This is a genomic window from Paenibacillus sp. YPG26, assembly GCF_023704175.1.
GTDB lineage: Bacteria > Bacillota > Bacilli > Paenibacillales > Paenibacillaceae > Fontibacillus.
Window position 1 is genome coordinate 797,656 of sequence record NZ_CP084530.1, and the last position, 23,610, is coordinate 821,265.

Consider the following 23,610-nt stretch of genomic DNA (forward strand, 5'->3'; position numbering starts at 1 on the left):
AAAAGAGCAAGCTTTCAGAGGTTAACCGCTAAAGGAGGATTTTCAGTGAATGAGATCATAATACCTTTTACGAAGGATAGATTGAAGCCGTGCTCCGAGCTGTATATCCGCGTGTTCAACAGCGAACCGTGGAATGAGACCTGGACAGATCACACGGCTGTAGAGAGACTTACCGATTTACTGGATACGCCTAAATCACTTGGTTTTCTATTGTATGATCAGGATAACCTGATAGGATTTGTGGCGGGAAATAGTAAGAAATCGTATGCAGGACTAACCTTTTACCTTGCTGAACTCTGTATAAGTAATCAAATCCATGGCAAGGGATATGGTTCAAAGCTGATCCGCCATTTAGAGACTGAATTGCAGAAGAGAGGCATTCAAAGCATATACCTGTTAACTTCAAACGGAGGGCTTGCCGAAAAGTTCTATCTAAAAAACGGCTACACCATCAATGAGCACAGGATCATTATGAACAAGAAGTTATAAGTCTTCCCCACGTATGGCCCGCTGCTCAGAGTTCCTTCATATACCACGCGTCGCAAGCGTTATGCTCGGACTCCTCTAGTCCTTGTTCAAGCTGGCGGAAGCCGAACTTTAAATAGAGGGAATTCGCGGCTTGCAGCTTCTTGAAGGTCTCCAGGTAGCAGAATTTATAATGCTTGGCGGCATAGTCCAAGGCTACCCTCATCAGCTCTTTAGACAGACCTTGACCTTGAACAGCGGGTGACAGGTACAGCTTCTGCAGCTCGCAAATATCCGGGTTCTGCCCAAAACGGCCAACACCCACGCCGCCCACAACCTCAGCTTGATCTGTGACGACTACCCAATACTTGGAGTTAATCTGCTGCTTGTAGAACTCTGCCAGGCTGCCCAGCTGAGGGTCGAAATAAGCGGTTCCGGGTATGTTCAATTCAAAAGATTCCAGCGAGCGTCTGATGATCTGCTCGATGGCTTGGTTGTCCTGCTCTGTAATTTCACGTATTTGCATGCGTTCATCCCCGTATCTAGATGTAATTTGAGGTTGTAGAAGTTGATTTTAAGCGATAATTGTAAGGCGGTGTACTTCAAATGTCAATTACATTCCTGGTCTATGGCAGCCCTCCAGGCTGGGCGGGGACAAGTACTGGAAGGGCAAGGGCCATGGTCACGGAGACAACGTACGGTATGCATGAGGGGCTTGGATATTTCACCTGTGTTCATCTATACTCAAAGCATCAGTTATACTCCCAGAAAGAAGTGATTAAGCAATGAATCTAGAAGCGGTCATGCAGGAGCTCGAAGCTCTGGGCAAGGAACGAACCAAGAAGATCTACATCTCTAATGGCGCGCGGGAACCATTGTTCGGTGTGGCTACAGGGCATATGAAGCCGATGTCCAAAATTATCAAGAAAAATCAGCCTTTGGCTGAGCAGCTGTACGCTACAGGGAATTATGACGCGATGTATTTTGCCGGCGTTATTGCCGACCCCGATGTGATGACAGAAGCGGATTTTGATCGCTGGATAGACGGCGCTTATTTCTATATGCTGTCCGATTACGTCGTTGCAGTCACTTTGTCCGAGACGGATATCGCTGAGAAAGTGGCCGATAAATGGATCGCAAGCGGCGAGGAGCTTAGAATGTCAGCGGGCTGGAGCTGCTACTGCTGGCTGCTTGGAAATCGGCCGGATGCCGAATTTGATGAGAGCAAGATCGCGGGTATGCTAAAGCTGGTGGAAGCGGAGATTCATAATGCTCCCGAGCGGACAAAGTACGCGATGAATAATTTCATTTACACGGTGGCCACGTCCTACTCGCCTCTTCATGGTCTTGCAGTTCAGACCGCTGAGGCAGTCGGGCCGGTAGAAGTGAACAATGACAAGGGGAAAAGCAAGCTCTTGAACGCATCCGTCAATATTCAGAAGGCGGTTGACAAAGGGCAGCTTGGTTTCAAACGCAGGCATGTAAGGTGTTAGAAGCAGCTCGCGGCAGGGTAGTTCGGCATCTCATGGTAAGATATTGAGGAAGGTTAGATTCTAAGCGTTACTGTCAATTCTAATTGTAGAAGTTGAGCGTAAGAAATACAGACTTCTACCCTCAACAGTTCAATTAAGAAGTCTAAAATGATTCTGGAGAAGCGCAGCGGTCGGCTTTGTGAGGAGACTTCTACCCTCGAAGGAACAAATTAAGAAGTCTGAAGCACCAGCCATCGTAAGGAACAATGCATACGGCCGACTAGCATGTCAATCATTAGTTCAACCTATATAAGAAGTAACACATGCCAGGCCCTCCTTAACTAAGGAAGGGCTTTTTGTATTTTCCTTTTTTTGTATTCGCCATTTCTGCGAAATCAACCAATGAACCGGAGGTTCTGTCCATACCAAATCCTCTAGTCTTTCATTAACTATAGTAGACCAACTAAGGAGTTGATTTCTTTGAGAAAAGCAACCTTAATGAGAATCAAGAAAGCGGAAGCCAAGCTTGGGCGCAAGTTCAAGAAAGAAAGTCATGTGGTCAAGAGTGTCAGAAAAGCCATTCGTATCACACAGCTGGGTGATGGCTTCGCAAGATTCACTTTTGCCCCGGTTACACTCCCTCCAAACAGCTTCCGGAGCACAACGATTAATGGCAATGACTTCAATCTGATCAGCGGTTCCTGGATTTTCTCCAGAAATGATCAAGGCTTTCTTCTTGACAATTTCTCCGCAGCCGAAGACAGATGGTTCTTCACTGCCTGGAATCCAACTGGATTCACAAGAACAGTAACTTATGCGGTAATCGGCAAACGGAAGCCTTAATTCGAACAGCACGCCCGGCAGGGAAAAGGGAGTCAAGGAGCTTTAAGCTCCTTTTCTTCTTTTCCTATAACGATTGAAGTCTGCGCCAGCATGTTGTATGATTTGAATTAATAATATATCTTAAAGATATATATGATAGCGGCTAGGAGGTGTCAACGAAAATTATGAAAAGGATCAACACATCGCATTTTGCCATTCTAGGTCTGCTTCGGATCAAACCGATGAGTGCGTATGAACTGGTGAAGTTCTCGAAGGAGAGCATTGGACTATTTTGGAATGAGTCCTATGGGCACATCCATAAGAGCATCAGGCAGCTGGAGCTGGAGGGAGCAGTGGAGATTGTAGAGGAGGCCACGACCGGCAGGCACAAGAAGGTGTACGGCATAACGCAGCAAGGATGCGGGCAGCTGGATTCCTGGCTGGCGCAGGCACCGGCAGAGCATGTCATGAGAAATGAACTGCTGATGAAGGTCTTCGTCTCGGATGAACGTCAAGCTCCTCAGCTGATCAGCTACATAGAGGAGGAGTTAGAGGGGGGGAGAAGGCTGTTGGAAGTGCTGGCGGGGATCAAGGCAGGAATGGAACAGGTGGAAGAGAAGCGGGCGAAGCTCTGGCTGCTCACACTTGACTATGGAGAAAGATACATACAAATGACGATTGAATGGTGCGAGCATGCGCTGGATATTTTACGCGGGAAAGGCAGGGAATAATGGGGATGGAGACAAGACGACTAAGAGCGTGGCCTATCATATTCATCACGATCCTCGTGATCGCATTGGCGCCGGCCTTGTTATGGATCAGAAGCAATCAGCCGTTAGCTCTGGAGCTATTTGAAAGAGAAATATACAACCGGGAAATCAGCTACCAGCTCACAGTGTTAGTACTGGTCGTTGCCCTGATCGGAATCGTCTATGCGCTGACAGGCAGAGAGGGACTTGCGTATCTAAGCCTCAGGAGGCGGGATGGACAGATCCGTCCTGAACCATGGATCGGCATCAAGCCGAAACCGGCGGAGACGTGGAAGAACCTAGGCCTGAACTTTGCGGTAGTCATTACACTGGTTACGGCTATCGTGATCTATTTCCAGGTGATCCATGGCCGAAGTGTGCAGCTGGAGCTGTTCCCGGGAATGGGACTGGTGATCCTCTTTGCCCTCATTAATGCATTCTCCGAAGAAATCATATTTCGGTTCTCATTTGTTGCTGTTGTTAATAAGTTCGGCTACTCCCCATATCTCGCGCAAGGCTTAGCCGCAGTTACCTTCGGCGGAATTCATTACTTTGGAACTCCGAGCGGAATTCCAGGTGTACTGATGGCCGCATTCATCGGCTGGCTATTGGCCAAATCGATGAACGAGACGAGAGGGTTCTTCTGGGCGCTAGTGATACATTTCCTGCAGGACGTGGTGATCTTCACGGCTTTGTTTATGGGGTAGGTTGATTGAATAGAGTGGTGAGAGCGGTGCCCCGGGATTCTCGGGGCTTTGTTTGTGTTAGGGGGGGATATTCTTATCTAAAACAGTCCGCAGTTACGGATGATCTCATCTGTACCAAGTAATGTGGCTTCACTAATCCCGAGGTTATTTATGCTCATGAAAGATTGTACTGCCTTGTATCCTACCGCATAACCGGCAAACGGAGATAGGCCTAAAGGTTGGTAGCCCTGCTCTACGGCAATGGTATCCCCGAACATATAGCTGCTGACCTCTGCGAAACCTTTGATGTTTAGTGAGTCCTTAATGATCTCCGTAGAGTATTGCAGATCCTCTTCATCAAAAGAAGTGACCCAAGGGCCTAGCAATTCCTCTCCAAACAATTCTTTGGCGTACGATTCAGCCAGTCCCTCAATGATAATATAGTCACCCACCGTAACGTTGCCGTGATCCCAATTGAAATAGGAAAAGCGGATATTATGATGAAATTCGTGAGCAATGACAGCGGGGATCTTAGGGATATTATAGGCATTCGGATGGATGATGACCTGGATGAAGCCTGGGATTCCTCCAAATCCTGTGTACCCTTTCTGTAGCTCCAGCTTTTGTGGATCAGCGATATACATGCCGAAAATTAATTCTTCAGCATTAATGCGCAGCTCGTTATTTTTGATGTGGTCAATACACTTGTTTAAGGTATCTTCCGCCAATCTTAAGGCATTTATTTCTTTTAATTGTTGCAGGGTGCTTAATCCCGTTTCAGTGGCATTCAAGTCCAAGTATCCGAGCATTTTACTGGCCATGAGCACATCGTAACCACCGGGTTGTTTGGTTTGTAGAGGAACATTGATGGTGTTCCACATCCTTTCGAATGGGGTCATCATGGTGTAACGGAAATAGCGGGCCCTTTGTGTGCCGTCTAAAGAGAAAAGTTGTTCGTATTGCTCAATTGTGTCTTGGATGATTAGTTTCAGTATGATCACCTCTTTGAATGGAATTATTGGGGAGTGAATCCTATAACTATATGGTAAGGAATGACGCTGCGTTAAGGTCAAGATCATTAGTAGTCATAATTAAGAAACTATTTCCCTCTTTGTCTTTGAAAATATCTACTTTTGTCAGATACTGTCTCTACAATGTTGTATAATAATAAAGAACTAGAATTAGATCAAATGGACTGTTTTCAGGAAAATGGAGGATGTAATTAATGCTTACAGGAGAAGTCCGCAACAAGGTTGATAAAATATGGTCAGATATTTGGGCGGGTGGGATTACCAACCCATTAACAGTTATAGAGCAGCTTACCTACTTGATGTTCATTCGTTCCCTCGATGAGAAGGAATTGGAGACAGAGAGCTTTGAAGCCATAAGCGGCGATGTGATGCCGAAGATTTTCCCGCAGGATGAAGATGGACAGGATATGCGTTGGAGCAAGTTTAAAACCAAAGATTCCCGCATCATCTATGATATTGTCAGTACGAAGGTGTTCCCTTTTATTAAAACCATGAATGGAGCCAATACGACTGCCTTCTCACGCTATATGCAGGATGCCATGTTCCTGGTTCCGACCCCACAAGTGTTACAAAAAATGATTACTGGTCTGGACGAGTTGTATGAACACGATATCAAAAACTTGGACATGCAGGGCGATCTCTACGAGTATATGCTTGGTAAATTGGCTTCGGCAGGACAGAACGGCCAGTTCCGAACTCCAAAGCATATCCGTGATATGATGGTGCGCCTACTTGCCCCTACGCCTAATGATAAGATTTGTGACCCTGCCTGCGGTACAGCGGGATTCCTTGTATCTTCAGCTGAATTTATCAGAGAAAACTATGAGTCAGACATGACCAGCGAGCAGTGGGAGCATTTTGCAGGGGACATGTTCGCAGGGTTTGATACCGATAGAACCATGCTGCGTCTTTCGGCCATGAACCTGATGCTTCACTCGATTAACCAGCCTCACATCGACTATGTGGATAGTGTCTCTAAGCAGAACAATACGGCTTCTGCCTATGATATTGTGCTTGCGAATCCTCCTTTTACGGGTACTGTGGATGCTGAAAGTATTCACGATAACCTGAAGACTGTCACAGATACCAAGAAGACAGAGCTTCTGTTCGTGGCACTCTTCTTGCGGATTCTTCGTAAAGGCGGACGTTGCGCATGTATCGTTCCGGATGGCGTGTTGTTCGGTTCCACCAAAGCACATAAAGCTTTGCGTAGAGAACTCGTAGAGAACCACCAGCTTCAGGCCGTTATTTCCATGCCAAGCGGGGTGTTCAAGCCTTATGCGGGCGTCAGCACAGCGGTGCTTATTTTTACAAAGACGGATGCCGGAGGTACAAATAAAGTATGGTTCTATGATATGAAAGCTGATGGATATTCCTTGGATGACAAGCGTTCCCCTATTTCGGCTAACGATATTTCAGATATACTTGCCAGATTCCACAACCTTGAAGGGGAGGCTGATCGCCAGCCTACTGAACAGAGCTTCCTGGTAGATAAGTCTGTAATTGAAGCGAAAGATTATGATCTGTCGATTAATCGGTATAAGGAAGTTGTATATGAGAAGGTGGAGTATGATACGCCTACGGTGATTATGGACAGGCTGGATCAATTGAACCTTGATATTGCTGCCAAGATGGGAGAATTGAGGGGGCTTCTTGGTGAGTAAGTGGGAAATGGTTACTTTAAATACAGTTTGTTCACTTATAACTGATGGAACACATCAAACACCACAATATGCCGAGAAAGGATACATGTTTCTATCTTCTAAAAATGTTACAACAGGTAAAATTAATTGGGAGGATATAAAATATATACCGGAAGATCTTCACAATCAACTTTACACTAGAATAGCACCACAAATTGGAGATGTATTATTAGCTAAGAATGGTACTACGGGTATTGCGGCAGTTGTAGATAAAGATTATGTGTTTGATATTTATGTTAGTTTAGCCTTGTTAAGACCCAAAGACTTTATATTATCAGAGTTCTTGTTACATGCTATTAACAATCCATTTACTAAACGTAAATTCAATAGAGAGTTAAAAGGAATTGGCGTACCTAATCTACATTTGAGAAATATTAGGGAAACAACTATTCCTCTCCCCCCTATTGAAACACAAAAGCATATTGCTAAAACGTTAGACACCGCCGCAGAACTGCTAGCCATGCGCAAACAGCAGCTTGCAGAGCTGGACAACCTTATCAAATCCACCTTTTACGATATGTTCGGTGATCCAGTTGTAAATACGCAAGGTTGGGAGAAAATCTTACTAGGTGATTTAATTAAAGAGATTAAATACGGGACAAGCACACCACCAGTTTTTACGGATAGTGGTTACTGTTTTATACGTGCAACCAATATTAAACGGGGTCGAATTACCGAAAACGATATGAAGTATATATCTGAAGGTGAGGCGACAAAAATTAGCAAGTGTAAGCTTAAACTTGGAGACTTAATAATTGTTAGAAGTGGAGTTAATACAGGGGATACTTGTGTAATAACAGAAAAGTATCTTGGACAATATGCTGGGTACGATTTGATAATCACTCCTAATCAAGAATTATTAGACTCATACTATCTTAATGAATTAATCAACACTACCTACATGGAAAGAGTTGTTAAACCCTTAACTCGCAGGGCTGCTCAACCGCATTTAAATGCAGAGCAGACAAAAAACTTACCTATTATTGTTCCGCCAATCGAACTCCAAACCCAATTCGCCACCATTGTCACTCAAATCGAAGAGCAAAAAGCCCTCGTCAAGAAGGCGATCGACGAAACTCAGCACCTGTTCGACAGTTTAATGAGCGAGTATTTTGAATAACAATCGAGCAATTATTTTAACCTTGAGGTGAATCTAATGACTGCAAACTTTGAATTCTTACAGGGACAATCAGAATATGCGTTGTTTGCTAATGCTTGTATTGAAGCTGAGCGGGTGCTTGCTACAGCTCCCGCCATGGCGGCGGTGGGAAGCCGGAAGGCCTTTGAGCTTTCGGTTAAATGGGTTTACGCTGCTGACAACACGATCACCATGCCCTACAAGAATAATTTGCAGTCATTAATTCACGAACCTACCTTTAAATTCGCAATGGAGAACCAGACTTGGGGCAAGCTGCCTTATATTATCAAGCTGGGGAACCTTGCAGTACATACGGACAAAGCAATCAGCCGCAGTGATGCTGTTCTATCAATTGCTGCTCTATTTGAATTCGTGCAGTGGATTGATTATTGCTATGGTACTAACTATGAAGAGCGACATTTTGCTGAAGCCAATATTCCCGCCGAGAAAGTGATTCTCGACGAAGCCAAGATCAAGGAGAAGGATAGCTTAATCGAGCAGAAGGATTCCGAAATTGAGGCTCTGCGTGCCAAAATCGCAGCCATGAGCGATCGGCTTACTGCTGAGAAAACGCAGCATCAGGAAGAGCGCCATTTTACCCCTGAGGATATCTCAGAGTTCCGCACCCGCAAAAAGTATATTGATGTAGACTTGAAGCTGCTTGGCTGGACATTCGGCGATGATGTAAGGGAAGAAGTAGAGCTGTACGGCATGCCTAATCCTGAGGGCAAAGGTTATGCGGATTACGTGCTTTATGGCAAAGACGGACTCCCGCTTGCGATCATTGAAGCCAAACGAACCTCCAAAGATCCGAAGGTCGGAAGCCATCAGGCCAAGCTGTATGCCGATTGCTTAGAGAGAATGACTGGCAGAAGACCGATGATGTTCACCACCAATGGCTTTGAAACCAATCTGTGGGATGATGTAACCTCTCCTCAGCGGGGGGTCAGTGGTATTTTCTCCAAGGCGGATCTGGAGAAACTTATGAACCGCCGGAATGAACGGAAAGCTTTGGACGAGGTAGTCATAGATGACAATATCACAGACCGTTACTACCAGAAGGAAGCCATCCGAGCGGTATGCGACAATATTACAACCGGTCATAGACGATCACTGCTCGTTATGGCAACAGGTACGGGGAAGACAAGAACAGCATCGAGTTTAACCGATGTACTATCCCGTGGAGGTTATGTAACGAACACCTTATTTCTGGCTGATAGAACGGCACTAGTCAAACAGGCCAAAGACGATTTCAAGAATTATTTGCCGGATATGTCTCTATGTAACTTGCTAAGCAATAAGGATGATAAGACGGGCCGAATTGTCTTCTCGACCTATCCGACGATGCTTAATGCCATTGATCAGGCGAAGAGCGATGATGGCAAGCGCCTATTTACTCCTGCTCACTTTGATCTGATTGTAGTGGATGAAGCGCATCGAAGTATTTTCAAGAAATATCGTACGATATTTGAGTATTTTGACGGCATCATTGTGGGTTTGACAGCGACTCCCAAGACGGAGGTTGACCGCAATACATATGATTTCTTCGAGATGGAGAGTGGTGTGCCCACCTATGCCTATCCCTATGAAACGGCCGTGGAGATTGACAAGGTGCTGGTACCTTATCATAACATCGAGATCACAACGAAGTTCCTGGAGCAGGGGATTACCTATGATGATCTGTCCTCAGAGGATAAAGCGCGTTATGAGGAAGATTTTACAGATGAAGACGGGGCAATGCCAGATTTCATTCCATCTCCAGCGGTGAATGAATTTATCTTCAACCAAGCAACCGTGGATGGGGTGCTGGAAGATTTAATGACCAAGGGGATTAAGGTCGCAGGTGGAGATCGGCTCGGAAAGACAATTATTTTTGCTCAAAATAAAAAACACGCTCAGTACATCGTTGAGCGGTTCAATAAGCTGTATCCCCAGTACAAGGGCAGCTTTGCGAAACGAATCATTTCAGAAGACAGTTATGCTCAGAGTATCATTGACGACTTCAAAGTTGCTGGCAAAGTGCCGCATATTGCAGTCTCGGTGGATATGCTGGATACGGGTATTGATGTGCCGGATATCGTGAATTTGGTGTTCTTCAAGCGTATTCGCTCGAAGACGAAGTTCTGGCAGATGATAGGCCGGGGAACCAGGCTGTCCAAGAACTTGTTCGGAGAGGGAGAGGATAAGACGGGCTTTGTGATTTTCGATTACCTTGGAAACTTCGAGTTCTTCCGCCAGCACAAGGAAGGCTTGCCCGGCAACGAAGCTCAAAGTCTATCTGAAGCGATCTTCGCCAAGCGAGTCCGATTGATTCATCACATGCAGCAGTCCGCTTTTATTGATGAACCCTATCAAATGATTCGTACAGAGATGAATGAAACCGTCGTACAGCAGATCAAAGCACTTAATACAGAGCTGGTCTCTGTGAAGATGCAGCTGAAATACATTGAGAAGTATATCCATACAAGTGCGTTTATTTGTTTGTCAGATGAAGATAAGCACAACCTGATCAAATACCTCGCACCCATTGTCTATATGGATGATACAGACGAGCATGCCAAGCGATTTGATAACTTCATGTATGGGCTGATGATCGCCCAGATTGAGGGATCAGCTCAATTCAATAAAGGCAGAAAACAACTGATAGATGTTACTACTAAGCTATTACAGCGTGCTACCATGCCTCAAATTAAAGAAAAAGTGGCCTTTATCAGCACGATCGGAACGGACGAGTTCTGGAAGAACTCGGATGTATTGAATTTTGAGAAGGTACGTACGGAACTTCGTGGTCTAGTGAAGTTAATTGTAGATGTGGGTGAACGGAGCCCGATCTATACGAACCTGGCCGATGAAGTGCTCACGGTTAATGAAGGGAAGGCCATGTACCAGGCCTATGAGTTTGAGGATTACAAGCTGAAGGTCAATCGCTATATTGAGAAGAACCGCGACTCTCTTGTTATTCACAAGCTTCGCAATAACATTCCTCTTACTGCTCTTGATTATGAGAGCTTGGAGGCAATCTTCACAGGGGAGCTTGGCACAGCAGAAGATTATCAGCGAGAATTCCAGGATACGCCGTTCGGTTTGCTTGTACGCAAAATTGCCAAGCTGGAATACGAAGCCGCGATGGTTGCATTCTCTGAATTTATCAACGATCAGTCGCTCAGCCAGTCCCAAATCGTCTTTGTGAAGAAGGTTATTGATTATATCGTGCAGAACGGCTATATCGATAATGTATCTGAATTGATCAAGCCGCCATTTGACAAGCCTCAGAGCTTTGTTAAGTTGTTCGATGGGACGAAACAAAGAAGGCTTGTGGAGATGGTTACGCAGATTAAGGAGAATGCGGTTAGGGTGTTAGGGTAGGGTTTTTATATTCTTGGCAATCAAGCCGAACATAGTGAATAAGGATAGCCTGGCAGCCATAAATTAGGTAGCCAGGCTATTCGTATGTCTTTATAACGGCTGTTAGATTGTTAAAGACACCTCGTTTTATAAATTTGTTAATTAGATAACAATGCAATTGAAGCATATTTTTTCTACAGCGCTAACTACTTTTTCATAGTGTATTTTTAAAGCAGTTAAAGTTAATCCGACATCTTTCCCATGAGCAATAATATGCCTGTTGGCGACAATTGTGTTAATTGCATCTCTTTCTTCTTCTGAAGTACAGGTTATAAATGTCTTTTTCCATTCTTCATTGAAAGAACTTAACAAGTTACTAATTTTGTTTGTGTTTAAATTAGTAACCCGTTGTATATTGGTATTAATATACTGTGAAATATTGGGATGTGATTTATCTTGAACATACTCAGTAATACTTATCCGAAGAGAATTTTCAATGAAACCTGAAATCAATACACAAAGGTATTTAGCCCAATGTGCATGTATTTCCTCATCTTCTATGTCCCTAATTAATAAAAATAGATTATCAATCTTTTGTTTTTGGATACTCATAGCGGTATTCATCTTTAAACCTCTTTAAAGTATTCATATGACATTCTAAGCCTTTTTTCTACTGTTGCCTCATCTGAAGTTCCTGCTTTACAAGTGCTAACAAATTCTTCATCTTTCAATAAACTTTCATAAGCAAGGACATATCCAACGGTATTTTCTATTTTTCCTAACTCTAACCGTTTTGCAGTAGCAACCATTACTGCATCAAAAAGAGCGGCTACAATAACTTGATTTAATCGAAAGGCACTTTTCCCTAGAGTAGTTGCTATAAATTTAATAGTTGGCTCAAAGGCTTGCTTAATGCTCTCTGAACTGTTAACAGTTCAGAGAGCGATTTTTAGCCATGTACTTGTTTAAGAATTCTTTAAGAGGCTTTTTATAATTATCTAAGTCAAAATATAAAGCTATAATACGCAAAATGAGTTCTTGATCCTTTAGCCTATTACTTGGGTTGCCGTAAAGATTAAGCCAATCTACATTATTTCTTAATTCCTCAAGAAGTTCATTAAATACTCCATGATATATACATGCCCTAATCTCCTGTGAATGTAATGGTGTTCCTCCAGTATTAAGTCTTTCGAATATATGATAAATGCTACTCTCATCATCAGAGGGTTCATCTTGTTTGATTACAGTAGCATGAATTATAGAATCATCCAGTCTTATTTTGTCCTCAGGATTTAATGTTTTATATGTTTTACCCTCTAGGGAAGGCTGAACTCCTTTTAAAGTGAATTCTTTGTCTCCGCTAAATTTGCCAGAGTAGAACATTTGCAAAGATTTGAGCCTTTGTTGTCCATCAATTACGAGTAATTTTTGTGACTCGGACTCTTTGGAGAAAAAGACACCTGGTACAGGGAGCCCTAATAGCAATGATTCAATAAATCTAGATGCCTGAGTTAATGTCCAGACATAGCTCCTTTGAAAATTTGGAATAAACACTGCATTTGATTCAATGCGTTTTACCAAACTATCAACAGGGTAGTCAGCCCCATAACTTGTAATTGAATATTTATACTCTAAAGCTTCATCAACTGATTCATCTATAATCATTTCTGCTTCATTAATAATAAACTCTATTTGATCGGACATCTTCTAGCCCCTTTGCCTTTTTGTAAGTATGCCCTGCTCTGGGCTTATAAGGAAATTATACTACTATAAAGATTAATTGTAATAAAATTTTTATTCTATTATAGAAAAATAGCGACTCAAGATGTTATTTTAGTTTTGAAAGTTTTCTACTTTTTAAGTAGAGAGCTTCTAGGTGTAAGTTAAGCTTTGCCCATATGTAGCATTTTCTTTATAAAACCGATAAACATAGAATAGAGGACTTAATATTATTAATCCCAATCTTATTCCTTAGGAGCCCTACATAATGATAAAGAAACTACTAGCCATGTTTAAGTCAAGTAATACACCTAATAAGCAAGCACCTCAGAAGAAAACCACCCCGCGCAAAAAGATTGAGCCAACTCGTATAGGCGAGCTAGGTGAGCACAAGATTAATATCCAATTGGATCAACTACCCAAGGAATGCAAATATTTAAGTGATTTATTAATTACTAATCCTAAATCGCGTTCTGGTTATTCCCAGATTGATCATCTTATTGTTTCTCCTTATGCTCTGTTCGTTATTGAAACAAAGAACTACAATGGGGAGATAAAAGGTAAGAAAACCGAGAAGTACTGGAGCGTTAGTAACCGATTCAAAATGTATAATCCCTTCATGCAAAATTATGGACATATTAAAGCCATTGAAGCTCAGATAGGCGAGTTTAAGAACTTAAGATATATCTCTATGATTTCTTTTACCATGAGATGTAGATTTAGTGTTGATCCTGAGCTTAGAAAAATTAACTCTGATGAATTAATTGTTTATGATGTTGAACTATCTGAATTTATTCAGAGGAAAATTACTAGAATAAAGGCAGAGCAGCCCGCTAATTTTTTGACAGATACTGGGATTGTCCAGATCTATGAGAAGCTTAAAAAAGCTAATATTACAGATCCAAAAGTCAGAGCCGAACACATTGAAAAAGCAAAAAAGCCTAAAGCTTAATCCGGAGGACGCACCAATGTTACCAAACGAACTTTCAACAATATTCCGAAACAAACAAAAGTCTTACAAAATGGTACTGATTCTCTCCCTGATCGACGAATATGAAGAGAGTCATAATCTAACCTTCCCGCTGAGCAAGATTGCTGAGCGGTTTTTAGCTTATTATCGACATAGCAGCAGTGAAGGAATGAAAGTCGATGGACCGCCTAAATCTGAGGCTGCCAACTGGAATAGCTACACGTTAAGCCAGACTAAGTCGTTACTTAGAACACCGATAGATGCATTAGCATCCATACTGGAATTTAACAATGAACAACAAATCATCTCGTTCAAGCCGTCCGTAATAAGTCTGTTAAATGACGCCGTAATACGTGAACTAAGGGAATATGCTCTCACCGAATTGGACAGCTACAATAACCAGTTAGCCTCTAAAGAGGGGGGATCTAATTTCTCTCTTCAGGATACTTTAACTGAAATCTTAAATAGTTACCTGGAAGCTAAAACCCAGTCTTTTGCAGCTCATTCCATGGGCGGTTTATTTAGACAATCTATACCGGAACAAATAAGGAAGCTACCCTTTATTGATGATAACTACAAGATCCAAGGCTCTATTGGTCAGGGTAACTGGGCCAACATTCCTTGGATAGCCATTATGGATAAGCGGGTTACTGAGACTACTCAGCACGGGGAATATATCGTGTATTTGTTTTCCGAGGATATGCAATCGGTCTACCTAACCTTGCTTCAGGGAGTTACCCTTCCTCTAAGAGAACGCGGCAAAAAAGATGGCTATCTATATCTTGAGCAAAAGGTCAACGAGATGCGGGAACTGCTGCCACTCGAGAACATGCACAAGGATGATCACATTCATCTGACAACAAGTGGCCTGGGGCGGGATTATCAGGTATCCACGGTGGCTTATGTACGTTATGACCGAGATCATATCCCTGACGATGAGCATTTATTGGCAGATCTTGAGAATGTGATAGACAATTATAAGATTTATGTTAACAACGTGCTCGAGAAGGCTACATCTGAACCTGAGGAGAAGGAACAAGTGGATTCATTTACCATTGCTCAGCGAATTGAACATATCAAGGCCTATATACAACAGAAAGGGTTTCACTATCCGGATGGGTTAATTGAGAACCTATATTTATCCTTGAAGACCAAGCCTTTTGTTATACTGGCTGGTGTCTCCGGCACAGGGAAAACGAAGCTAGTTAAGCTGTTTGCCGAAGCACTTGGTGCAAAGGGAGATAACCATTAGTTCACATTGATTCCAGTAAGACCGGATTGGAGTGACCCCTCAGATCTACTCGGATACAAGGATCTCTCAGGAGCCTATCGTCCAGGACGTTTGTCAGAAGTATTGGTTGAAGCCTCTGATCCGGCTAATCAGCACAAGCCTTATTTTATATGTCTCGATGAAATGAATCTGGCGCGAGTTGAGTACTATTTTAGCGATGTTCTTAGCATTATTGAGACCCAGGAGTGGCAGGATGAACGGATTATCACTTCAAGTCTCATTAACAAGGATTCTCTAAGACTGGAGGATCAACTAACTTATGGAGATCTGCATCTACCGGATAACGTGTACTTAATTGGTACGGTTAATATGGATGAGACTACCCATCCTTTTAGTAAAAAGGTATTGGACCGTGCGAACACCATTGAATTTAATTACATTAATCTGGAGCAATATCCTACTTATACACAGCTTGCTAACGAAGAAGTTTTAAAGGTCAATAATTCTTTCTTGCGAAGTGAATATCTGCAATTGGTAGACGTGTATCGGGACTATCAGGATTTGATTCATAAGACAACAGAGAAGTTGGTTAAAATTAATAATATCTTGGAGGAAATTCACTCCCACGTTGGTTTCCGGATCAGAGACTCGATTTGTTTCTATATGGTATACAATCAACGGTTCAAGCTGCGGACAGATGATGAGGCATTTGATACACAGCTTCTACAGAAAATACTACCTCGTGTGCAGGGCAGTAGCTCATCAGTCAAGCGAGTGTTGCTTCAATTAATGCAAGGTGCTTTAGGTAAGTCTCTGTCTGTTACTGAGCTTATGGAGGATGCCTCTGAGCTGTATCTTCGATGGAATTCCATGGGAGAGGCAGATGCGAAGCACCCCCAAAGTGCTAGGAAAATTGCCTTCATGTTACGGAGGTTAGAAGAAGATGGCTTTACCTCATACTGGCTCTCTTAGACAAAGTGCTGAATTACTTCGTATAGAGACAAATTGGTTTAATCTATATATTCAGGGTAAGCCGTATCATCCGGCAGTAGAATCTTTGCAGCTGCATAGAACCGAGGAAGGAACTTGGGTAGATACTGCCTTTCAGGTGACTTCGCTATCTAAGGAGCTATATATAGAGAAGGTATCAGTTTTCACACCAGGCTCCGAAGATTTATCGCCCTGGCAGACAGGTGACCAGAGTTATCCTGTTTTCTTCGAGACTCAATCTTATGAACTGGTTATTGAGAAGAAGCAGGATATAGCATTAACTTTTCACCACGAGAATGTATATGTACGTCAAGCCATTAAGCCTTTAGGAAAAACGATACTTTCTGGCATTTTGAACTTTCAAAATGAAGTTGGACTGACAGATTTAGAGCTAAGATTAAATGGGCAGTCTATTTTCCAGCTTCAGCTTGAGATCTTTCCATCCAAAATGGATTATAAGCGAGATTACCAGATGATACTTAACGATGTGAATCAGCAGATCTATAATCTCTCTTTTGATTTTCTGCGAAAGACTTATAATCTTACAGGCTTAAAAGAGACTCGTAATCAGAGTCTTACGGAGTTTTTCACGATTTTACAGCATGTATTTGAGCAGCTAGTTCAAGCGGTAGAGCGGATAAAGTCTGCCCCTCATTCTAAGTTAGAGAAAGAGAATCGGATTGTCGAAGCAGCTAGAGCTAAGAGGATGGGTAAAGAGAATATATCCTTTTTAACGAAACGTCCTCACCTGCTGGTTTCAGACGAGAAGCTTGGCTTCATTTCTTTGAACAATCAGAGTTATTACCCTAGTCACGCGCTGGAATCCAAGAGACAAATCAACTACGATACTGCCGAGAATCGCTTTGTTCGGTGGGTGCTGATCCGTATTTCCAAAAAGCTCTTAACTCTGAAAGTAAGATTAATGGAAAAGGGACGTCTGCAAGACCCTTTGCTAGCAAAGCGACTAGAATCTATGCAGGCACAATTACGGCGCCTACTGCAGCACGACTTTCTAAACGTTGGAGAAATGAAGCAGCTCTCGATCTCTTTGGTCTTACAAATGGCGCCAGGTTACCGGGAAGTGTACCGGAGTTATCTGATGCTCATGAAGGGCCTGTCCATCCAAAGTGAGTTATTCCGCCTGTCTATGAAGGATTTGGCTCAGCTATATGAGTATTGGTGTTTCCTCAAGATTCATGATCTTCTTAGTCGTAAATATGAGCTTCTTAAACAAGATATTATTAAGGTCAATCGCACTGGGGTCTTTGTGACCTTGGATAAATCGCAAAAGGCGAAGATGGTATATCGTAATCCCAGAAATGGTGAGGTATTTACGCTCTACTACAACTCGTTACCTAAAGGCGATCATAGTCAGACGCTCGGTCAAAAGCCTGACAATGTGCTTACTCTGAAGAAAAATGAATCCCAGGTGGAATATAAATATATTTTTGATGCCAAGTATCGCTTGAACCCGGCCTATGAAGGAACATCTTACTTCGAGAAATACAAGCTGCCCGGTCCCGAGGAAGAGGATATTAACACTATGCATCGTTACAGAGATGCAATTGTATATGGTGAGGCCACGAGTGGAGAGATTGAGAGAAGCATGTTCGGCGCCTATGTATTGTTCCCTTACCATGATGAGGCACAGTACAAAGATCACCGATTCTATAAGAGTATTGAATTAATCAATGTAGGGGCTTTTCCATTCTTACCTAACTCAACGGAATTGATGGAATCTTTCTTGGATGAAATAGTTATGGATAGTCCTGAGAAGGCTTATGAGCGCTCTACTAGGCCACGTGGAACCCAGAATTATTATGAGAATAAAATACTAGGGAAAAACGTTCTTGTAGGTTCGCTTAGAGAAGTTGCCCAGTTAGAGTCAGCTTTGAGGGACGGATTCTACCATATGCCTCTAGAGAATATCTCTGATCATACCATTCTGACACAGTTAGAATATGTAGCTCTCTATCAATCTAGAGGTCAATTCTCATCTACAGGGGAAATGGGTATTAACTGGTACGGAAGAATTGCGGACTGGAAAGTGCTCAGACGTAGAGAAATTACAGAAAGACCAGCAAGGCGAGGGACTGAAGAGAAGCTATATGTGAAATTCACTATTGAGAAATGGATGAAGCGGGACAAACCGATTGTTTCCGGTGGACGAGGGATATACAAGGTTCTGTATACGTCTAAGTATATGTTTGATCGAGCTCTGGAAATTGCTGAGCTAAGGCTTGAGACAGACGAGGACTTAGCGCAGTGGCGTGAGCAAAGGCGTTTGGGAACAGTGAAAGTGAAATTGGATCACGACCAAGTGGACTTGGCTAGTCGAGTATTGGGAGTGAATTTGAAAGAGTAGAGCACCCAACTAATTGAATAGATGGTTGCTCATACCTAACCCTAATGGCTAGAGGATACCCTCTTACTCCCCAGCAAAAACACCCCATACCCCAGCACACCTCCAAAGGTGTTCAGAATCAGATCGTCCACATCGAAAGTGCCTATGGCCAAGATAAGCTGGGCTGTCTCCAGTCCGAGGCTGAAGGTGAAAGACAGAAGCAGCACCCTGGACAGGGGATTTGACATTCTCCTAAATACCAGCGGCAGCAGCATTCCGAAAGGGATGAAGATTACGATGTTGCCCATAAAGTTAACTAAGGCGTGGAAGCTCGCTTTCTCCCAATAGAGCATAATCTCATGAAAAGGGATGAAATTAGCCCTAACGGTCAATTGGTCCAGGATTAAACCCGGGCTCTGCAGGTGCTTCCATAACTGCTGAGTTATGAATTCCATATCAATGCTGTGGAACTTGAACAGAATAACTCTTACTACGATATAAAGGTATGCGGCGAACATCGCCGTGATCAGCATGCTGAAGCTCATGCGCTTAAGTCTCATTACAATTCCCCGTTTCTGATGCGTGTTGTCCTTGCAGTACTTAACATAACGGATAATATTTAAGAAATAATGGGGAAAAGATAACGTTTTTCTTAAGGTTATGTCCAAATGGGGTTAAATTATATAAGAACATGCCTTTTGGTTCTCGGTAACAAGGTTCTGACTCTAGATGGAGATGGCGTTATTTGCCCAATAAATGCCTTCGTTCCGTCATTGAATTTATGCAGGTTTTGTCATAAAATTTCTGTAAAGCTATGGAGGGACGTTTTCCGGATCATTAACGCAGGAGAATGGACACTTACGAAGGGGAGCGTTCGGTTTGGAATCAAAACAACAGTTAAACAGAGGCCTGAAGCCTAGGCATATCGAGCTGATCGCGCTTGGGGGCACGATTGGTGTGGGCTTGTTCATGGGGTCGGCTAGTACGATCAAATGGGCGGGGCCGTCCGTGCTGCTGGCCTATCTTCTGGTCGGCATTATTATGTTTTTTGTGATGCGGATCATGGGGGAAATGCTGATACTTGAACCGCTGACGGGTTCATTTGCTACATTTGCCCATAAGTATATCAGCCCAATGGCTGGCTTCTTGACCGCATGGAGCTACTGGTTCTTCTGGGTTACGGTAGGTATGGCGGAAGTGACCGCAATCGGAGTATATGTGGGCTATTGGTTCCCGGATGTTCCACAGTGGATTCCAGCCTTGATCGGCGTGGGCATTATTGCGGCAGCCAATCTGGCCGCGGTGAAATTCTATGGGGAATTTGAATTCTGGTTCGCGCTTATCAAGGTGGTTGCGATCGTCTTTATGCTCGTGATTGGAACGGGAATGATCTTTTTTGGTCTTGGAAATGGCGGCCAACCGATTGGATTGTCGAATCTTTACAGCCATGGTGGCTTTTTTGCCGGAGGGCTTCAAGGGTTCCTGTTCGCGCTCTGTATTGTCACGGCGGCCTATCAGGGGGTTGAACTGGTAGGAATTACAGCGGGTGAAGCGGAGAATCCGAAGCAGACTCTTCGCAAAGCAATCAAGAATATCATCTGGCGTATTCTGATCTTTTATGTGGGCGCGATCTTCATCATCGTGACGCTCTATCCGTGGAATCAGGTTGGTGAGATTGGCAGCCCGTTCGTGCTGACTTTTGCCAAGGTGGGGATTGTGGCGGCTGCAGGAATCATTAACTTCGTGGTGCTGACCGCCGCGATGTCCGGATGTAACAGCGGGATCTACAGTGCGGGAAGAATGCTGTATACGTTGGCCAAGAACGGACAAGCTCCGAAGTTCTTCGGCAAATTGTCCAAGAGCGGAGTGCCTAGAAACAGTATTATCACGACCATTTCCATGCTGCTGCTCGGTGTACTGTTCAATTACCTGATGCCGAACTCGAAGCTGTTCTTGTATATTTACAGTGCGAGCGTGCTTCCGGGCATGGTACCGTGGTTCGCTCTCGCATTCAGTCAATTCAAGTTCAGGAAGAAATGGAAGAACGAGATGGGGGCCCATCCATTCAAGTCCCGGTTCTTCCCGGTCAGCAATTACATCACCATTATCTTCTTGTGCCTCGTCATCATCGGGATGTGGTTCAATCCGGATACCCGGACGTCCCTGATCGTCGGCATCGTGTTCATTACGATCGTGATTGCCGGATACTATGTATTCCGCATGGGTAAGCGGGAGAGAGTGGAAGAAACGGACGAAGCTTAAGACAGAAGGTACAAGAATAATCAGACATCGCACACGGTAAAATAATGCAAAGCGACAAGCCCGGACATGGCGTCCCGGGCTTGTCGCTTTTTGCAGAACACAAGAACACAAGAAGCCCCCTTTTAACAAAGGAGGCTCTTCCTGCTTAATGCGTATAAGTTAACAGGAAAGGGGGAAGTGCATTACAGGACGAAAGAACGAGTAATGATAACCAGCAAAATGAACAGAACCAAGATTGCTCCTGTAGAAGTGAACATATTTCCAACGCCACCTACGCCGCCAACTCCACTCATGTATGTCTCCTCCTTTCGCTAAATACAATGGGTGAACAATATAAGTTATGTCAGGGGTCATGTATGCGTATGGGCAAATAAGCATTTACTTCTATTGACACATTTTTGGGCTCATGATATATAAAAATAAGAATTAGCACTCTTTGTGTTCGAGTGCTAAAATATACAGGGACGAACCCTGTTCCCATCCATTACCCATCCTTACTTCTACATAGAAAGGAAGAATACAATTATGGCAAAAAAGCAATTTCAAGCTGAATCCAAACGGCTCCTGGACATGATGATCCACTCCATCTATACCCAGAAGGAGATATTCCTCAGAGAGCTTATTTCCAATGCAAGTGATGCTATTGATAAGATGTACTACCGTGCGCTAAGCGATGACACGCTGGTGTTCAATAAGGAAGATTACTTCGTCAAGATTACGGCGGACAAGGCGAACCGGACGCTCACGATCACCGATACAGGCATCGGGATGACGCCGGAGGAGCTGGAGAACAACCTGGGCGTAATCGCGAAGAGCGGTTCACTTGCGTTCAAGAACGAGAATGAGCTGAAGGACGGGCATAACATCATCGGCCAGTTCGGGGTTGGGTTCTATTCGGCCTTCATGGTAGCTGATGTAGTCACCGTAACAAGCCGTGCTTTTGGCAGCGATGAAGCTTTCCAGTGGAAGTCCGAAGGGGCGGACGGATATACGATTGAGCCGGCCCATAAGGATGCGCCGGGAACCGAAATCGTGCTGAAGATCAAGGAGAACACCGAGGACGATCAGTATGATGAATATTTGGACGAGTACCGCCTAAGAAGCATCATCAAGAAGTATTCCGACTTCATCCGGTATCCGATCAAGATGGATGTGACTTCCCGCCAGCCTAAGGAAGGCAGTGACAACGAGTTCGAGGAGACGGTGGAGGAACAGACCATTAACAGCATGGTTCCGATCTGGCGCAAAAATAAGAGCGAGCTGACGAACGAGGATTACGAGAATTTCTACAATGAGAAGCGGTATGGCTTCGACAAGCCGCTGTCTCATATTCATATCAAGGCAGACGGGGCTGTAGTCTATAACGCCATCCTCTTCATTCCGGAGAATACGCCATTCGATTACTATACGAAGGAATATGAGAAGGGCCTGGAGCTGTACTCGAACGGCGTACTCATTATGAACAAATGCGGGGATCTGCTGCCGGACTACTTCAGCTTCGTAAAAGGAATGGTCGATTCTGAAGACCTGTCTCTCAACATATCCCGGGAAATGCTGCAGCATGACCGTCAGCTAAAGCTGATTGCGAAGAACATTCAAAGCAAGATCAAGAGCCAGCTGGTCAGCCTGCTTAAGGATGAGCGCGAGAAATATGAGAAGTTCTATACTTCTTTTGGCCGTCAGCTGAAGTTCGGGGTCTATAACGATTATGGCATGAATAAGGAAGTGCTGCAGGACCTGCTCCTGTTCTACTCTTCCAAGGAGAAGAAGCTGGTCACTCTGGATGAATACGTCTCCAGAATGCCTGAGGATCAGAAATATATCTACTATGCCGCCGGGGAGTCTATTGAGCGGATTGAGAAGCTTCCGCAGATTGAAGTGGTCTCCGACAAGGGATATGAGATCCTGTATTTGACTGACGATATCGATGAGTTCGCGCTCAAGGTGATTATGGCGTATAAGGAGAAGGAATTTAAATCAGTCTCCAGCGGCGACCTGGGAATTGAGCCCGAAGCGGATAAGGAGCAGTCTGAATCCGATGAGAGTGTGAACAAGGAGCTGTTTGACTCCATGCAGGGCTTCCTGACCGGTAAAGTAACCAAGGTCAAGGCCTCCAAGCGGCTCAAGACCCATCCGGTATGCTTGTCTACCGAAGGGGAGTTGACCATCGAGATGGAGAAAATCCTGAAATCCATGCCAAATGGCCAGGATGTGAAGGCGGACAAGATCCTCGAGATTAACGTGAATCACGAGGTGTTCCAGTCTCTGAAGGACGCCAAGGCCAGCAGTCCGGAGAAGCTCGAGCTGTACACGAACCTGCTGTACAATCAGGCCCTTCTAATCGAAGGACTGCCGGTTAGCGATCCAGTTGAATTCACGAATAACATCTGCAAGATTATGGTGTAAATCTAAGCTGATCTGTAGATGCAAGCTGACTTAGGTCACCTATGCAGATGCTGATATGGCAGCACAATCCCCTGCTTCCGGATTAACGGAGCGGGGGATTGTGCTGTTTTTGTATATTAAGCCGGGTAGAATTTAACTGGAGATTGAAGACCTTCCGGGAGAGTGCCGTCCCACCGGGAGAGAATTCGGTTGATTGGATGTCCCTGGTACAGGGTAAGAATACTGCGACAAGACGCGACAAACCACGCATAACTTACAACCGAAGGAGGAAGTCAAT

Annotated in this window: 22 protein-coding genes; 15 read left to right on the plus strand and 7 right to left on the minus strand. The window is 43.9% G+C overall.

Translation table 11 applies throughout. From position 1 onward, the window contains the following. Positions 1 to 45: 45 nt before the first annotated feature. A complete protein-coding gene (locus LDO05_RS03600; protein ID WP_251377549.1) occupies positions 46 to 489 on the plus strand; it encodes a GNAT family N-acetyltransferase in 444 nt (147 codons plus the stop codon). Positions 490 to 514: 25 nt separating this feature from the next. On the opposite strand, the gene LDO05_RS03605 is transcribed toward LDO05_RS03600, so the two are convergent. After that, the gene (locus tag LDO05_RS03605) at positions 515 to 991 is read right to left on the minus strand and encodes a GNAT family N-acetyltransferase (RefSeq protein ID WP_251377550.1); all 477 of its coding nucleotides are present in this window, start codon (positions 989 to 991) and stop codon (positions 515 to 517) included. A gap of 80 nt (positions 992 to 1,071) precedes the next feature. Between LDO05_RS03605 and LDO05_RS03610 the strand changes: the two genes are divergently transcribed. The 5 genes from LDO05_RS03610 to LDO05_RS03630 all read left to right on the plus strand — a co-directional run bounded on the left by LDO05_RS03610 (position 1,072) and on the right by LDO05_RS03630 (position 4,215). Then, positions 1,072 to 1,254 carry a hypothetical protein gene (locus tag LDO05_RS03610; RefSeq protein WP_251377551.1) on the plus strand — a complete coding sequence of 61 codons (183 nt, stop codon included), beginning with the start codon at positions 1,072 to 1,074 and terminating at the stop codon, positions 1,252 to 1,254. Then, the gene (locus LDO05_RS03615) at positions 1,251 to 1,958 is read left to right on the plus strand and encodes a DNA alkylation repair protein (protein ID WP_251377552.1); all 708 of its coding nucleotides are present in this window, start codon (positions 1,251 to 1,253) and stop codon (positions 1,956 to 1,958) included. The genes LDO05_RS03610 and LDO05_RS03615 overlap by 4 nt, the downstream gene beginning before the upstream one ends. A 459-nt stretch (positions 1,959 to 2,417) precedes the next feature. Further along, positions 2,418 to 2,780 carry a hypothetical protein gene (locus LDO05_RS03620; protein WP_251377553.1) on the plus strand — a complete coding sequence of 121 codons (363 nt, stop codon included), beginning with the start codon at positions 2,418 to 2,420 and terminating at the stop codon, positions 2,778 to 2,780. A 164-nt stretch (positions 2,781 to 2,944) separates the two neighbouring features. Beyond that, on the plus strand, positions 2,945 to 3,490 hold the full coding sequence (locus LDO05_RS03625) for a PadR family transcriptional regulator (RefSeq protein WP_251377554.1): 546 nt from the start codon (positions 2,945 to 2,947) through the stop codon (positions 3,488 to 3,490). A gap of 5 nt (positions 3,491 to 3,495) precedes the next feature. Continuing rightward, positions 3,496 to 4,215 carry a CPBP family intramembrane glutamic endopeptidase gene (locus LDO05_RS03630; RefSeq protein ID WP_251377555.1) on the plus strand — a complete coding sequence of 240 codons (720 nt, stop codon included), beginning with the start codon at positions 3,496 to 3,498 and terminating at the stop codon, positions 4,213 to 4,215. A gap of 77 nt (positions 4,216 to 4,292) precedes the next feature. Here LDO05_RS03630 and LDO05_RS03635 read toward each other — a convergent pair whose 3' ends face one another. Continuing rightward, positions 4,293 to 5,186, minus strand: a complete 894-nt coding sequence (locus LDO05_RS03635) for a DUF2268 domain-containing putative Zn-dependent protease (RefSeq protein WP_251378596.1) — start codon at positions 5,184 to 5,186, stop codon at positions 4,293 to 4,295. Positions 5,187 to 5,419: 233 nt separating this feature from the next. On the opposite strand from LDO05_RS03635, the gene LDO05_RS03640 reads away from it, so the two are divergent. Genes LDO05_RS03640 through LDO05_RS03650 form a run of 3 tightly spaced genes read left to right on the plus strand, consistent with a single transcriptional unit; the run spans position 5,420 to position 11,432 of the window. Then, positions 5,420 to 6,889: a type I restriction-modification system subunit M gene (locus LDO05_RS03640; RefSeq protein ID WP_251377556.1), complete on the plus strand. Its 1,470-nt coding sequence runs from the start codon at positions 5,420 to 5,422 to the stop codon at positions 6,887 to 6,889. Continuing rightward, positions 6,882 to 8,048 (plus strand): restriction endonuclease subunit S, encoded by a 1,167-nt coding sequence (locus LDO05_RS03645; RefSeq protein ID WP_251377557.1) that lies wholly within the window; start codon positions 6,882 to 6,884, stop codon positions 8,046 to 8,048. The genes LDO05_RS03640 and LDO05_RS03645 overlap by 8 nt, the downstream gene beginning before the upstream one ends. A 36-nt stretch (positions 8,049 to 8,084) precedes the next feature. Then, entirely contained in the window at positions 8,085 to 11,432 is a 3,348-nt protein-coding gene (locus LDO05_RS03650) for a DEAD/DEAH box helicase family protein (protein ID WP_251377558.1), read from the plus strand. Positions 11,433 to 11,573: 141 nt separating this feature from the next. Here LDO05_RS03650 and LDO05_RS03655 read toward each other — a convergent pair whose 3' ends face one another. The 3 genes from LDO05_RS03655 to LDO05_RS03665 form a co-directional block, all read right to left on the minus strand. Next, complete coding sequence (locus LDO05_RS03655) at positions 11,574 to 12,035, minus strand: HEPN domain-containing protein (RefSeq protein ID WP_251377559.1); 462 nt, start codon at positions 12,033 to 12,035, stop codon at positions 11,574 to 11,576. Between the two features lie 2 nt (positions 12,036 to 12,037). Then, positions 12,038 to 12,220 (minus strand): hypothetical protein, encoded by a 183-nt coding sequence (locus LDO05_RS03660; RefSeq protein ID WP_251377560.1) that lies wholly within the window; start codon positions 12,218 to 12,220, stop codon positions 12,038 to 12,040. A 118-nt stretch (positions 12,221 to 12,338) separates the two neighbouring features. Continuing rightward, entirely contained in the window at positions 12,339 to 13,115 is a 777-nt protein-coding gene (locus tag LDO05_RS03665; protein ID WP_251377561.1) for a DUF262 domain-containing protein, read from the minus strand. Positions 13,116 to 13,398: 283 nt separating this feature from the next. On the opposite strand from LDO05_RS03665, the gene LDO05_RS03670 reads away from it, so the two are divergent. Genes LDO05_RS03670 through LDO05_RS03685 form a run of 4 tightly spaced genes read left to right on the plus strand, consistent with a single transcriptional unit; the run spans position 13,399 to position 18,686 of the window. Further along, positions 13,399 to 14,082 (plus strand): nuclease-related domain-containing protein, encoded by a 684-nt coding sequence (locus tag LDO05_RS03670; RefSeq protein ID WP_251377562.1) that lies wholly within the window; start codon positions 13,399 to 13,401, stop codon positions 14,080 to 14,082. Beyond that, positions 14,054 to 15,352, plus strand: coding sequence for a DUF3578 domain-containing protein (locus LDO05_RS03675; RefSeq protein ID WP_251377563.1), 1,299 nt, complete (start codon positions 14,054 to 14,056; stop codon positions 15,350 to 15,352). The genes LDO05_RS03670 and LDO05_RS03675 overlap by 29 nt, the downstream gene beginning before the upstream one ends. A 6-nt stretch (positions 15,353 to 15,358) precedes the next feature. Beyond that, positions 15,359 to 16,303 (plus strand): McrB family protein, encoded by a 945-nt coding sequence (locus LDO05_RS03680; protein WP_251377564.1) that lies wholly within the window; start codon positions 15,359 to 15,361, stop codon positions 16,301 to 16,303. Further along, positions 16,275 to 18,686: a restriction endonuclease-like protein gene (locus tag LDO05_RS03685; protein ID WP_251377565.1), complete on the plus strand. Its 2,412-nt coding sequence runs from the start codon at positions 16,275 to 16,277 to the stop codon at positions 18,684 to 18,686. The genes LDO05_RS03680 and LDO05_RS03685 overlap by 29 nt, the downstream gene beginning before the upstream one ends. 41 nt (positions 18,687 to 18,727) lie before the next feature. Here the strand turns inward: LDO05_RS03685 and LDO05_RS03690 are convergent, their stop codons facing one another. After that, positions 18,728 to 19,225 (minus strand): VanZ family protein, encoded by a 498-nt coding sequence (locus LDO05_RS03690; protein WP_251377566.1) that lies wholly within the window; start codon positions 19,223 to 19,225, stop codon positions 18,728 to 18,730. A gap of 319 nt (positions 19,226 to 19,544) precedes the next feature. Between LDO05_RS03690 and LDO05_RS03695 the strand changes: the two genes are divergently transcribed. Then, entirely contained in the window at positions 19,545 to 20,927 is a 1,383-nt protein-coding gene (locus LDO05_RS03695; protein WP_251377567.1) for an amino acid permease, read from the plus strand. Positions 20,928 to 21,109: 182 nt separating this feature from the next. Here the strand turns inward: LDO05_RS03695 and LDO05_RS03700 are convergent, their stop codons facing one another. Continuing rightward, positions 21,110 to 21,220, minus strand: a complete 111-nt coding sequence (locus LDO05_RS03700) for a YjcZ family sporulation protein (RefSeq protein WP_481857017.1) — start codon at positions 21,218 to 21,220, stop codon at positions 21,110 to 21,112. 232 nt (positions 21,221 to 21,452) lie between these two features. Here LDO05_RS03700 and htpG point away from each other — a divergent pair, with 232 nt between their 5' ends. Then, on the plus strand, positions 21,453 to 23,333 hold the full coding sequence (gene htpG, locus LDO05_RS03705; protein ID WP_251377568.1) for a molecular chaperone HtpG: 1,881 nt from the start codon (positions 21,453 to 21,455) through the stop codon (positions 23,331 to 23,333). Positions 23,334 to 23,610 lie beyond the last annotated feature (277 nt).

Excerpts from the sequence above, each read along its gene's own strand:
- LDO05_RS03605 (WP_251377550.1), bottom strand. The coding sequence starts at position 991 with ATGCAAATACGTGAAATTACAGAGCAGGACAACCAAGCCATCGAGCAG.
- LDO05_RS03610 (WP_251377551.1), top strand. The coding sequence starts at position 1,072 with ATGTCAATTACATTCCTGGTCTATGGCAGCCCTCCAGGCTGGGCGGGG.
- LDO05_RS03615 (WP_251377552.1), top strand. The coding sequence starts at position 1,251 with ATGAATCTAGAAGCGGTCATGCAGGAGCTCGAAGCTCTGGGCAAGGAA.
- LDO05_RS03625 (WP_251377554.1), top strand. The coding sequence starts at position 2,945 with ATGAAAAGGATCAACACATCGCATTTTGCCATTCTAGGTCTGCTTCGG.
- LDO05_RS03630 (WP_251377555.1), top strand. The coding sequence starts at position 3,496 with ATGGAGACAAGACGACTAAGAGCGTGGCCTATCATATTCATCACGATC.
- LDO05_RS03640 (WP_251377556.1), top strand. The coding sequence starts at position 5,420 with ATGCTTACAGGAGAAGTCCGCAACAAGGTTGATAAAATATGGTCAGAT.
- LDO05_RS03650 (WP_251377558.1), top strand. The coding sequence starts at position 8,085 with ATGACTGCAAACTTTGAATTCTTACAGGGACAATCAGAATATGCGTTG.
- LDO05_RS03655 (WP_251377559.1), bottom strand. The coding sequence starts at position 12,035 with ATGAATACCGCTATGAGTATCCAAAAACAAAAGATTGATAATCTATTT.
- LDO05_RS03660 (WP_251377560.1), bottom strand. The coding sequence starts at position 12,220 with ATGGTTGCTACTGCAAAACGGTTAGAGTTAGGAAAAATAGAAAATACC.
- LDO05_RS03665 (WP_251377561.1), bottom strand. The coding sequence starts at position 13,115 with ATGTCCGATCAAATAGAGTTTATTATTAATGAAGCAGAAATGATTATA.
- LDO05_RS03670 (WP_251377562.1), top strand. The coding sequence starts at position 13,399 with ATGATAAAGAAACTACTAGCCATGTTTAAGTCAAGTAATACACCTAAT.
- LDO05_RS03685 (WP_251377565.1), top strand. The coding sequence starts at position 16,275 with ATGGCTTTACCTCATACTGGCTCTCTTAGACAAAGTGCTGAATTACTT.
- LDO05_RS03690 (WP_251377566.1), bottom strand. The coding sequence starts at position 19,225 with ATGAGACTTAAGCGCATGAGCTTCAGCATGCTGATCACGGCGATGTTC.
- LDO05_RS03700 (WP_481857017.1), bottom strand. The coding sequence starts at position 21,220 with ATGAGTGGAGTTGGCGGCGTAGGTGGCGTTGGAAATATGTTCACTTCT.
- htpG (WP_251377568.1), top strand. The coding sequence starts at position 21,453 with ATGGCAAAAAAGCAATTTCAAGCTGAATCCAAACGGCTCCTGGACATG.